At 70.1% G+C, this 11,000-nt stretch carries 5 protein-coding genes and 1 pseudogene; 3 read left to right on the forward strand and 3 right to left on the reverse strand.

What is annotated here, in order from left to right; all coding sequences use genetic code 11:
• Positions 1–50 precede the first annotated feature (50 nt).
• Positions 51–1,091, reverse strand: coding sequence for a LacI family DNA-binding transcriptional regulator (locus NYP07_RS22630; RefSeq protein WP_268154234.1), 1,041 nt, complete (start codon positions 1,089–1,091; stop codon positions 51–53).
• 154 nt (positions 1,092–1,245) lie between these two features.
• On the opposite strand from NYP07_RS22630, the pseudogene NYP07_RS22635 reads away from it, so the two are divergent.
• The 3 genes and pseudogenes from NYP07_RS22635 to NYP07_RS22645 all read left to right on the forward strand — a co-directional run.
• Positions 1,246–2,088, forward strand: a pseudogene (locus NYP07_RS22635) (PfkB family carbohydrate kinase); the annotation flags it as partial.
• Between the two features lie 111 nt (positions 2,089–2,199).
• Entirely contained in the window at positions 2,200–3,585 is a 1,386-nt protein-coding gene (locus tag NYP07_RS22640) for a GH1 family beta-glucosidase (RefSeq protein WP_268154264.1), read from the forward strand.
• A gap of 16 nt (positions 3,586–3,601) precedes the next feature.
• A complete protein-coding gene (locus tag NYP07_RS22645; RefSeq protein ID WP_268154236.1) occupies positions 3,602–5,134 on the forward strand; it encodes a tryptophan halogenase family protein in 1,533 nt (510 codons plus the stop codon).
• 79 nt (positions 5,135–5,213) lie between these two features.
• Here NYP07_RS22645 and NYP07_RS22650 read toward each other — a convergent pair whose 3' ends face one another.
• On the reverse strand, positions 5,214–8,303 hold the full coding sequence (locus NYP07_RS22650) for a TonB-dependent receptor (RefSeq protein WP_268154238.1): 3,090 nt from the start codon (positions 8,301–8,303) through the stop codon (positions 5,214–5,216).
• A gap of 157 nt (positions 8,304–8,460) precedes the next feature.
• On the reverse strand, positions 8,461–10,941 hold the full coding sequence (locus NYP07_RS22655) for a glycoside hydrolase family 2 protein (RefSeq protein WP_268154240.1): 2,481 nt from the start codon (positions 10,939–10,941) through the stop codon (positions 8,461–8,463).
• Between the last annotated feature and the right edge of the window lie 59 nt (positions 10,942–11,000).

The following is an 11,000-nucleotide window of genomic DNA, read 5'->3' on the forward strand; positions in this document are numbered from 1 at the left end:
ACAGAATTGATTTTGCCGATGTTTCCTCCGGCGGCAGGCGGTGCAAACACCTATGCCGGCCGCCTGGGCTTGCGGGTCGGAGCGGCGACAGCGGCACCGGCGTCGATGCGCGAGCTCTCGCGCACGACCAGTTCCACCGGCAGCGATGCATCGCTGGGCTCGATGTCGCCCTCGATCAGCGCGCGCGCCGCCACATGGCCGAGCGCCTCCTTGTCCATCTTCACGGTGGACAGCGGCGGCTTGCTGTGCGCGGCCTCCTCGATGTCGTCGTAGCCGATGAAGCGGATGTCCTCGGGCACGCGCAGGCCGCGCTCGCGGCAGACCTCGATGGCGAAGATGGCCGTCGAGTCGTTGTAGGCGAACACGGCGTCGGGCGGCTCGGGCAGGTCCAGCAGGCGGCGCATCGCGTCGCGGCCGGCTTCGCGGTATTCCAGCGCCGGGTCCAGCGTGACCTCGTAGTCGGGGTCGAACAGCCGGCCGGCTTCGTAGAGCGCGCGGCGGAAACCCTTGGCCCGCAGCGACACCGAGTGGTGGGCCAGCGGGCCGAAGATGGCCGCCACCCGCCTGGCGCCGCCCTCCAGCAGATGCCGCGTCGCCAGCCAGGCGCCGAGCTGGTTGTCGTCGTTGACGCAGCGCACGCCGGGGAAGAAGTGGTCCACCAGCACCAGCGGCAGCTCGCAGCGGCGGATGGCCTCCATGGCCTCGGGGTCGAAATAGCCCGCGCCCAGCAGCGCGTCCGACTCGTGCCGGCGCACCTGGCCGGCCACGTCGTCGCCTGCCAGCACCGACATGATGCTCAGCGGCACCCCGGCCTCGCGGCAGGCCGTCTCGGCGCCGTGCAGCACATAGGAATAGAAGGGGTTGTTGGCCAGCGAGCCGATGCTGCGGCTGTACAGGAACAGGATGCGCCGCGGCTTGCCGGTGCGCAGCTTGCCCGTGTCGTAGCCCAGCTGCTGGGCGACATCGAGCACCTGGCTGCGCGTCTGCTCCGACAGGCCGGGCTGGCCCTTCAGCGCGCGCGACACGGTGCCGATGGACACCCCCGCCGCCTGGGCCAGCTCTCGAATCGTCACCCCCCGCTTGTCGGTCATGGTCCGAACTCCACTTTGTTTAGCTCCGCAAACCGGCGCGATTGTGGCATCGCCCGCCAGGCATCACGGGGAATCCGGGATCACCCTTGGCTCGATTTGTTCACTAAACATATGTTGTTGCATAGAATATTTCATCTCCCGATTCACTGCCCAGATGTCCCACTGCCCCATCGCCGTCCTGGGTGAAGCCCTGGTGGACGAATTCCATGACGGCCCGGTCGCGGGCGGCGCGCCCTTCAACGTGGCGCGCTCGCTGGCCGCGCTGGGCGTGCCGGCCCTCTTCATCAGCCGCATCGGCGCCGACGACGCCCACGGCCGCCTCGTGCTGCAGAGCGCGCGGCGCTACGGGCTGGCCGGGCTGGGCCTGCAGCGTGACGCGGCGCATGCCACGGGCCGCGTCGGCGTGCACGAGCGGCCCGGCGGCGGGCACAGCTTCGAGATCCATGGCGATGCGGCCTGGGACCATCTCGACGCCGGCCCCGCGGGCGCCGCGCTGGCCGATGCCGGTGCCGCGGTCCTCTACTTCGGCAGCCTGGCCCAGCGCCATCCGGTGTCGCGCGCGGCGATACGCGCCCTCGTGAAACCCTTTGCCGGCCTGCGCCTGCTGGACCTGAACCTGCGCCCCGGCACCGACACGCCCGTGCTGGCCGCCGAATCGCTGATGCTGGCCGACTGGGTCAAGGTCAACGACGGGGAACTGGCCCGGCTGGCCGGCTGGTTCGCCGACCCGGCCGGCGCCGAGGCCGCCCAGGTCGCGGCCCTGATGGAGCGCTTCGCGCTGCAGCGCCTGGTGCTGACCTGCGGCGCCGCGGGCTGGCGCTTCTACGGCCCGCGGGGTGCCCTGCTCGCGCAGGGGCCCGGCGAGCCCCAGCCCCGCCTCGTCGACACGGTCGGCGCCGGCGACGCCTTCACCGCCCTGCTGCTGGCCGGGCTGGCGCAGCGGCGCGAGTTGCCGACCACGCTGGCCCTGGCCAACCGCTATGCGGCCTTCGTCTGCGGGCTGCGCGGCCCCCCTGCCCGCCCACCCGCAGGCCCTGGCGTGCTGGCGCGACGCGCTGCAGGCCCTGCCGCCCTCTCCCACCCCTTGAACCACCGCCGCAACGCCGTCATGGACCTGCCCCCGCCCCCCAATCTCGCGTCGCTGTCCGACCTCGTCTCGCCACCGGCCGATTCGGCCATGCGTCGGCGCGAATTCATCTTCGGCGCCGGCACCTCGTCCTACCAGATCGAAGGCGCGGTGCACGAGGACGGCCGGCTCGAATCCATCTGGGACCGCTTCTGCGCGACGCCCGGCAAGGTGCTGCGCGGCGAGACCGGCGCCACGGCCTGCGACCATTACCACCGCTGGCAGGACGACCTCGACATCCTCGAGCGCTTGGGACTAGACGCCTACCGCTTCTCCATCGCCTGGCCGCGCGTGATGGACGAGGCCGGCCGGCCCAACGCGCGCGGCATCGACTTCTACAAGCGCCTGCTGGACGGCCTGGCCGAGCGCGGCATCCGCGCCTTCGTGACGCTCTACCACTGGGACCTGCCCCAGCACCTGGAGGACCGCGGCGGCTGGCTGAACCGCGAGACGGCCCAGCGCTTCACCGACTATGCGGACCTGATGAGCCGCGAACTGGCCGGCCGGGTGGCCGCCTGGACCACGCACAACGAGCCCTGGTGCGCGGCCTATCTGGGCTATGGCGACGGCCACCACGCGCCGGGCCACAAGTCCACACGTTCGGCGGCCCAGGCCATGCACCATCTGCTGCTCGGCCACGGCCTGGCCCTGCCCGCGCTGCGCGCCAACGACCCCAAGGCCAGGCAGGGCATCGTCGCCAACGTGGCGCCGGGCTATGCCGACACCGACACGGCCGCGGACCGCAACGCGGCCCGGCTGTTCGAGACCTTCCAGAACCGCTGGGTGCTGGACCCGCTGCTCAAGGGCGAGTACCCGGCCGAGCTGTGGCGCCTGCGGGACGACAGCGAGCCCGTCGTGGCGCCGGGCGACATGGACATCATCCAGCGCCCCGTCGACTACCTCGGCCTGAACTTCTACAGCCGCGCCGTGCTGCGCTCCGCCGGCCCCGACCGCTTCGACTGGGTACGCCGCCCCGACGTGGAGCGCACGACGATGGACTGGGAGGTCTACCCGCAGGGCATGCAGGATCTGCTGGAGGCGCTGGACCGCGAATACGTCAGGCTGCCGCCGCTCTACATCACCGAGAACGGCATGTCGAGCGACGACGGCGGCGATGCCGGCGAGGTCGACGACCGGCAGCGCCAGGCCTACATCAAGCGCCATTTCGCGGCCTGCTCGCGCGCGATGGCCAACGGCGTGGACGTGCGCGGCTATTTCATCTGGTCGCTGCTGGACAACTTCGAATGGGCCTTCGGCTACGAGCGCCGCTTCGGCCTCGTGCACGTCGACTTCGACACCCAGCAGCGCACGCTCAAGCGCAGCGCGCTGGCCTACGCGGACTTCCTGCGCGAGCGCGCCGCGGGATAGCAACACGGGACGCCGCATGGACGACTGGGGCCGGCCGCTGCAGAAGGTGGTCATCGTGGGCGGTGGCGCGGCGGGCTGGATGTCGGCCGCGGCGCTGAGCGCGGTGTTGAAGCCGCCCTACGAGATCCGCCTCGTCGAGTCCGACGAGATCGGCATCATCGGCGTCGGCGAGGCGACGATCCCGCCGATCCGGCTGTTCAACAGCCTGGCCCGCATCGACGAGGCCGACTTCCTGAAGGCCACGCAGGGCAGCTTCAAGCTCGGCATCGAGTTCGTCGACTGGGGGCGCCGGGGCGAGCGCTATTTCCACGGCTTCGGCAGCGTCGGCCGCGAGAAGCTCTGGCCGGTGGACTTCAGCCAATACTGGCTGCGCATGCGCGCGCTGGGCCGCGCGCTGCCGCTGGACGCCTACGCCATCTGCAACAGCGCGGCCCGGGCGGGGCGCTTCATGCTGCCGCGGCCGGAGATGCAGAACTCGCCGCTGAACGCGATCAACTACGCCTACCACTTCGACGCCTCGCTCTACGCCCAGGCGCTGCGCCGCCTCAGCGAGGCGCGCGGCGTGCGGCGCACCGAGGGCAAGGTCGTCAACGCGCTGCTGCACGAGCAGGCCGGCCCCAGGCAGGGCCAGGTGCGCGCGGTGCAGATGCAGGGCGGCGAGCTCATCGAGGGCGACCTCTTCCTGGACTGCTCGGGCTTCCAGGCGCTGCTGATCGAAAAGGCGCTGGCCACCGGCCACGAGGACTGGAGCCACTGGCTGCCCTGCGACCGTGCCGTCGCCGTGCCCAGCGAGCCGGCCGGCCCGCTGCTGCCCTACACGCGCGCCACGGCCCACCGCGCCGGCTGGCAATGGCGCATCCCGCTGCAGCACCGCGTCGGCAACGGCCATGTCTATGCCAGCGGCCATGTCAGCGACGACGAGGCCGCCGACCTGCTGCTGCGGCATCTCGACGGCCGGCCGCTGGCCGAGCCGCGCATCATCAGGTTTCGCACCGGCATGCGCCGCCAGGCCTGGAGCCGCAACGTCGTCGCCATCGGCCTGGCCGCGGGCTTCGTCGAGCCGCTGGAGTCCACCGCCCTGCATCTGATCCAGATGGGCATCGGCGACCTGATCGAGCGCTTCCCGCACGCCGGCTTCGATGCGCTGGAGATCGCCGAGTACAACCAGCGCAGCCGTGCCCGCTACGAGTCGGTGCGCGACTTCGTCATGCTGCACTACCACCTGAACCAGCGCGACGACAGCCCGTTCTGGCGGGCCTGCGCGGCGATGGACATCCCGGCCCCGCTGCGCCGGCGCATGCGGCTCTACGAATCCAGCGGGCGGCTGGTCTACGGCGACGGCGACGAGTTCCGCGAGGCCAGCTGGCTGGAGGTCATGGAAGGCCAGAACCTGCGCCCCAGGGCCTGGCTGCCGCTGGCCGAGCTGCAGGGCGCCGACGACACGGCGGCCTATCTGAAGGGCATCTCCGACACCATCGCGCAATGCGTGGCCGCGATGCCTTCGCACGAGGAATTCGTGAGGCATTACTGCGCCGCCGCACGCCGCTGAGGCCTCGAAAGTAACCGGCCCCGTGGCTGGCGCCGCGGGGCCTGATCATTGGCGGCCGGGGCGAGCCCCGGCCCTTGGATCAGAAGCTGTACTGCATCGTCACCGTGTAGCTGCGGCCCGACGTGAAGTAGTTATGCCCCAGCATGCCGATGTGCTGCTGCATGAACTGCTTGTAGGTCCTGTTGGTCAGGTTCTGCGCTTCGAAACCCACGGACACGCCGCTGTCGAACTTGTAGTGCAGGCCGGCGTCCACCTGGCCGTAGCCGTCGGCCCACAGCGGCAGGCCCAGCGGGATGTTGTTCGCATCGCCGTCGTGCTTGCCATAGGTGGGGCTCGCGGGGTTGGTGTCCAGCGCATTGGTCTGGTTCGGTCCGGTGTTGTCCGAGTTCAGCGCCACGCCGTACAGGTATTTGCCGCGCCAGCTGTAGGCCACGCGGGCCGAGACCGGGCCGCGGTCGTAGAGCAGGGCCAGGTTGAAGGTGTTCTTCGACAGGTTGGCCAGCGGCACGTCGCCGAAGGTGCGGGCGTCTGTGTCGCAGCCGTTGATGTAGAGGTTCAGGTTGTCCTGGCCCTGACCCGGCGAGCAGTATTTCGAGTACACCGCGTTGTAGCGCGTCATCTTGCTGTCGACGTAGGTGTAGTTCGCCTGCAGCCCGAGGCCCTGCAGCCAGTCCGGCAGATGGTCGAAATACTGCTGGTAGGCAAACTCCAGGCCGCGCGCATAGCCCTTGGCGCCGTTGACCGGGCCATTCAGCACGAAGTTCGTCGGCTTGCCGTTGTTGTCGATCACCGTCTGGTTGAAGGCCTGGTTGACGATGATGTTCTTCAGGTCCTTGTTGAAGGCCGCCACCGTCAGGGAGCCGTTCCTGGCGAAATACCACTCGGCCGTCAGATCCTCCTGGGTCGACTCGATCGGCTTGAGCAGCGGGTTGCCCGCGGCATTGCCGGTCTGCGACACCTTGGTGACCGTGGGCGGCACCAGCTTGGGATCCACCTCGATGCTCTGCGTCATCGGCAGATAGGCCTGCATCTGGCTGAACTGCGGGCGCGCGATGGCCTTGGCCGCCGCGAAGCGGAACTGCAGCTCGGCATTGGCCTTGTACTTCAGGTTCAGGCTGGGCAGCACGTCCGTGAAGCTCTGGTTGAAGTTCTGCGCCTTGCCGCCGCTGGTCAGCGGCGGGACGGCCAGGCCGACCGCGCCGGCAGGCGGCACGGCCGCCGTCATCGTCGTGTAGCCGTCGGCCTCGTTCCTGGTGCGCACCACGCGCAGGCCGACGTTGCCGTCCATGGGCACGCCCAGCTCGTCGAAGGAGAAGCGCAGCTGCGAATAGACCGCCGTCGTGGTTTCCTTCTGCGAGTTGCGGCCGGCCGGGTCGGTGGTGAAGGTGGCCGGCGCCCATTGCACGCCGCCCTGGGCGCTGTTCCACTGGTCGCAGCCGGTCACGCCGGGCTTCCAGCCCCAGTCCGGGTGGGTCAGGGCCGCGCACTGCTGCAGGTAGAGCTGGTGCAGCTTCTGATAGCTGTTGGGCCAGCCGAAGGCCACCGAGGGCGCCGGGAAGTAGAGCGCCGGCAGGTTGTACTTGCCGCCGAAGTAGCCGTTGTAGTTGTTCTTGAAGGTCGGGATGTCGGTGTTGGCGATCCAGGCCAGGTCCTTGATGTTCCAGCCCAGCTGCCAGGCGTGCGTGACCGAGGCCCAGTTGTAGCTGGGGCTGCTGTTGATGGTCTCGGCGTCGCGCTCGGCGATGCGCACGCCCACGCGCAGGTCGTTCAGCACCGGGTTGTCCTTGAACACCCAGCGCGCGTCGCCCTTCCACGATTTCTGCGTGCCCTTGCCCTTGTCCAGGTGCTCCATCATCATGGACCAGTAATACTTGCTCGGGTCGTTCAGCGTCGCCAGGTCGCTGGCATCGAACACCAGCCGCGGCAGCGAGCCGGTCAGGTCGATGGTTTCCTTGGGCAACTGCACCGCGGTGCCCACGGTCGAATCGAAATTGTTGGTCTTGGAGCGGATGTACTGGAAGTCCGAGGTCAGCGTCAGCTGGTCGTTGACCTTGCCGCCGATCTTCCAGGCCAGCTCGTCGGTCTGCGAGGCCCGCTTGGAGAAGCGGGTCTGGTTCTCGACCTCGATGCCCTGGTAGCTGCCGTCCGCGTTCTGCTTGCCGGTCAGCACGCCCTTCTGCAGCACGCCGTTGGCGTCGTAGCTGCCGGACAGCACGTTGACGTTGTAGGGGTTGATCTGGGCGATGACGTTGAACTCATTCCAGTCGAACTGGTATTTGGAGCGGAAGAAGCTCAGCGAGCTTTCCACATCGCCCTTGCGCCATTGCAGCGCGCCGTAGAGGCCGTCGCGGGTGCGGTCATAGGACTGCTGGCGCCAGCCGATGTCGCGCGGGTTCCATTGCGTGGAGGTGGGCGTGGCGATGTAGTAGGGGTCGACGACGATGCCGTCGGTGCGCGCCGAGCTCAGCGAGTGCGCGACGTCGATCAGCGCGCCGAACTTGCCCAGGTCGGTGTTCCAGGTGTTGGACAGCAGGCCCGACACGCTGGGCTTGCTCTTGCCGTTCAGCGAGTTGTGGGTGACGTTGCCCGACAGCGAGGCCTTGAAGCCGTTGAAGTCAAAAGGCAGGGCCGTGCGCAGGTTCACGAGGCCGCCGATGGCGCCCTCGATCTGCTCGGCCGACGGGTTCTTGTAGACGTCCACGCCGGCCATCAGCTCGGGCGGCATGTCCTCGAAGCCCAGCGTGCGGCCCTGGTTGGCGCTGAAGGTCTCGCGGCCGTTCAGCGTCGAGCTGACATAGGTCAGGCCGCGGATGACGACGCCCGAGCCCTCGGCCGAGAAGTGCACCGGGTCGCTGGAGGCCGACACGCGATCCATGGCCACGCCGACGACGCGCTGCAGCACCTCGGTCACCGAGCGGTCCGGCAGCTTGCCGATGTCCTCGGCCACGACCGAGTCGACGATCTCGTCCGAGTCCTGCTTGATCTTCTGCGCCGTGGCCAGCGCCGCGCGCCGCCCCGACACCATCACGGTCTCCAGCTGCTGGGCGTCCTTGGCGGGCGCCGGCGCCGCGGCCGGGGCCGCCGTGTTCTGCGCGATCGCCGGTGCCATCCAGACCACCAGGGTCTGGGCCGCCGCCAGGGACAGCGCTGTCCGCTTGAATTGTCTCATCCTCGTTTGCTCCTCTTTGGTGGGAAACATCGGGGCCTCTGTGGGCCTCGTGCAGCGATGGCGGGCCTGCGCGCCGCCATCAATTGGTAACGCTAACAATTTTTGTTGTAGTCAACATCATGGCGCTCGGCGAGAGGGTTTACGCATAGCGTGTCGCTCAGCCTCCCTGCCCCAGGAGTGGTAGGACGCGGCCGGCGTGGTCCAGGGCCACGGCCTGCAGCTGTTGCGGCAAGGCGCCCGCCACCTCGACGCGCCGGGGCGCGCCGGGCACGAGGTCGATGAAGTTGTCGGCCAGGTCGGCGCCCTGCAGCCACAGGCCCTTGACCGGCTGGTCGCAGCCGATCAGCAGCGCCTGGCCGTCGCGCCGGATGTCGATGCGCGCGCCGCCCAGCCGGTAGAAGCGAAAGGGCTCGGTCCAGGCGCAGTCGCGCGCCAGCTCGCGGCCGTCGCCCGCCTCGAAGGCGCAGAGTTCGGCCGCGACGGGCTCGCTCCAGGCCGGCAGCGGCTGCGTCGTTTCGAGGCTGGCGCAGGCCGGCACGTCCAGCGCGAGGCGGGCGCCGGCGAGCTCGCGCCCGTCCATCGCGAACACGCGCAGCCGCAGGCTCAGGGCGCGGCCGGCCGCAGCGCCGTTCATGACGGCGAGCCGGGCCTGGCCAGCCTCCAGCCGCAGGGCCACGGCCAGCGGCGCCAGCGCGCGCCGCACCGTGTGCCAGGCGGGCTTGGCGGTGCCGGCCGAGTCGATCAGCGCCCAGCTCGTGGCCGGCCAGCAGTCGTTGAGCTGCCAGACCAGGGCGCCGCCCACGGCGCGTGCGCCGGGCGCCTGCCAGCGGCGGCGGAAGTCCTGGTAGGCCACGCGCATGGCCTCGGCCTGCACGAACTGCGTCGCATAGACATGGTCCGCCAGCGTGGACCCCACGCGCAGGTTGTCGGCCAGGTAGACGGCCAGGCGGCGGTGCCCGTCCGGCCCGGCCGCCGAGCCGGCCTTGTTGTGCCACTGCATTGTGCGGCTCTCGGGGAAGCGCTCGGCTTGCGGCAGCACCGATTCGAGCAGGGCCAGCGACGGGTGCGACTGCATGCCGAACTCGCTGACGAAGCGCGCCTGCACGTCGCCATAGTTCTGGTAGGGCAGCATCTGCTGGTGCCAGACCTCCCAGCTGTGGCGGTCGCCGATGGTCGCGTCCGAGGACTTGACGCCGTCGCCGGGCGTGAACGGGCTGCCGGGCCAGTAGCCGCGGTCCGGGTCCAGCGCGGCGCAGACCTCGGGCAGCAGGCCTTCGTAGATCGCGCGCGCCTCGAAGCGCTCGGCCGGCACGCCGGGGCCGGCCAGGCCGACCGATTCGGCCAGCATGTAGTCCTCGTTGTTGCCGCACCAGAGCGCCAGGCAGGCGTGATGGCGCAGCCGCTTGACGGCCGCCTCGGCCTCGGCGCACACGCTGGCCAGGAACCCGGCATTGGCCGGATAGAGGCCGCATGCGAACATGAAGTCCTGCCAGACCAGGATGCCGGCTTCGTCGCAGGCCTCGTAGAAGGCCTCGTGTTCGTAGATGCCGCCGCCCCAGACGCGCAGCATGTTCATGTTGGCGGCGGCGGCCTGGGCCACGCGCTCGCGGTAGCGGGCCGGCGTGATGCGTTCGAGCAGGTTGTCGTCGGGAATCCAGTTCGCGCCGCCGGCAAACAGGGCCTGGCCATTGACCTCGAAATGGAAGCTGCGGCCGGCCTCGCCGTCGACCGCCTCCTGCACCAGGCGCAGCGTGCGCAGGCCGATGCGGCGGCGGCTCTCGGCCAGCACGCGGTCGCCGTCCAGCAGCCGCGCGACCAGCGTGTACAGCGGCTGCGCACCCAGGCCGCGCGGCCACCACAGCCGGGCATCGGCGACGGCGAGCGTCGCGCGCGCCACATCCGCCGCAGCCGCCGTAGCCGCGGCCACGCGATGGCCTTCGGGGTCCAGCAGCTCGAAGCTGCAGCGCTGGCCGGCGGCCGCCCCTTGCAGATCCGCCGCCACCTGCAGCGTCGCGCGCCGGCCGTCGATGCGGCTGCGGCACTGCAGCTCGTCGATGCGCGCCGACCAGCTGCACCGGCGCACCGCGCGCCAGGGGCCGCTGACGATCAGCTCGGGGCCCCAGTCCCAGCCGAAGTGGTACTGCGCCTTGCGGGCATGCAGGCGGGCGCTGTCGCCGTTCCACCGCGCGCGCTCGCCGTGCACGGCCTCCACGGCGCGGGCGCGCGCCAGCGCCGGCTCGAAGCACAGCAGCAGCTCGTTGCGGCCGGGCCTCAGCTGAGCGCGCACGTCAGCGCGGCGTGGCAGGAACATGTTGTCGCCGTCGAACAGGCGCGCGCCGTTGAGCCAGGCCGTGCAATAGGTGTCCAGCCCCTCGAAGACCAGTTCCTCCCGCGCCGCCAGCTCGCCCGCGTCGAAGCCCAGGCGCCAGGCCCAGCGGCGTTCGCCGACCCAGCCCACCTCGGCCTCGTTGCAGCCGACGAAGGGGTCGGGGATGCGCCCGGCGGCCAGCAGTGCGCCGTGAGCCGTGCCCGGCACGCCGGCCGGCAGCCAGGCCGCGTCGGGCAAGGCGGCCAGGGCCGGGCCGTCGATGCCCTCGGGCGCCTCGGCCAGTTGCCAGCCGTCGTGCAGGTCAATCAATCGTTCAGGAGTCACGTCGCGTTCACTAAACTAAACATGTTTATGTTGCGCATTTTGTT

This window comes from Pelomonas aquatica, assembly GCF_026712205.1.
Classification (GTDB): Bacteria; Pseudomonadota; Gammaproteobacteria; order Burkholderiales; family Burkholderiaceae_C; genus Pelomonas; species Pelomonas aquatica.

Bases quoted from the DNA above. Each gene is read 5' to 3' on its own strand.
- NYP07_RS22645 (WP_268154236.1), top strand. From the start codon at position 3,602: ATGGACGACTGGGGCCGGCCGCTGCAGAAGGTGGTCATCGTGGGCGGT.
- NYP07_RS22650 (WP_268154238.1), bottom strand. From the start codon at position 8,303: ATGAGACAATTCAAGCGGACAGCGCTGTCCCTGGCGGCGGCCCAGACC.
- NYP07_RS22640 (WP_268154264.1), top strand. From the start codon at position 2,200: ATGGACCTGCCCCCGCCCCCCAATCTCGCGTCGCTGTCCGACCTCGTC.
- NYP07_RS22630 (WP_268154234.1), bottom strand. From the start codon at position 1,091: ATGACCGACAAGCGGGGGGTGACGATTCGAGAGCTGGCCCAGGCGGCG.